We start from the raw sequence: 1,030 nt of genomic DNA, 5'->3' as shown, positions 1-1,030 counted from the left end.
CTGCGGTCCGAGTCGGCCGTGTTCGGGCCGGTCGCCTCCGATCCGACGGTCTCCCGGTTGATCGGCACCCTCGCTGCTTCGGGCGAGAAGGTGCTGACCGCGATCCGCGCTGCACGTTCCGAAGTCCGCAGAAAGGTCTGGGATTTGGCCGGCGACCAGGCCCCTGATGCCGGCGGGCAGGTGATCGTGGACCTGGACGGGGTCCTGGTCGTTGCGCACTCGGACAAGCAGGACGCCGCCCCGACCTGGAAGAAGACCTACGGCCACCACCCGCTCATGGGGTTTGTCGACCACGGCCCGGGAGGAACCGGAGAACCCGTCGCCGCTCTCCTGCGCCCCGGCAACGCGGGCTCGAACACGGCCGCCGACCACATCACCACCGCCCGTCTCGCCCTGGCCCAACTATCCAAGAAGTACCGGCGGGGACGACGGACGCTGATCCGCTGCGACTCCGGCGGCGGCACCCATGAATTCGTGGCCTGGCTCGCCCGGCGCGGACGCTGGCTGTCCTACTCGGTCGGCATGGTGATCACCGAGGCCATTCACCAGCACGTCCTGAAGATCCCCGCATCGGCCTGGACACCGGCCGTCGAGACCAGCGGCGAAGTCCGTGACGGGGCCTGGGTCGCTGAACTCACCGGCGACATCCTCATCGGGTGGCCGAAGGGCATGCGGCTGATCGTCCGCAAGGAACGGCCGCACCCCGGAGCCCAGTTGAGGATCACCGATGCGGACGGCATGCGGATCACCTGCTTCGCCACCAACACCCCCGACCGGCCGATAGCCGCCCTCGAACTCCGTCACCGGCTGCGGGCCCGCGCAGAGGACCGCATCCGGGCCGCCCGGGCCACCGGCCTGCGCAACCCCCCTGCACGACACCGCGCAGAACAGCATCTGGCTGGAGATCGTCCAGATCGCTCTCGACCTGCTGGCCTGGTTGCCCATGCTCGCCCTGACCGGCCAAGCCCGGCTCTGGGAACCGCGCCGTCTGCGGTTCCGCCTGTTCTCCGCGGCCGGCCAGCTCGTCACC

General features: G+C 70.0%; 1 pseudogene. It reads left to right on the top strand.

Annotated features, from left to right (window positions below):
• Positions 1–1,030 (top strand): annotated as a pseudogene (locus tag SSP24_RS42480) (IS1380 family transposase); the annotation flags it as partial.

The organism is Streptomyces spinoverrucosus (assembly GCF_006539505.1).
GTDB lineage: Bacteria > Actinomycetota > Actinomycetes > Streptomycetales > Streptomycetaceae > Streptomyces > Streptomyces spinoverrucosus.
This window is presented reverse-complemented; position numbering and strand designations above follow the sequence as displayed.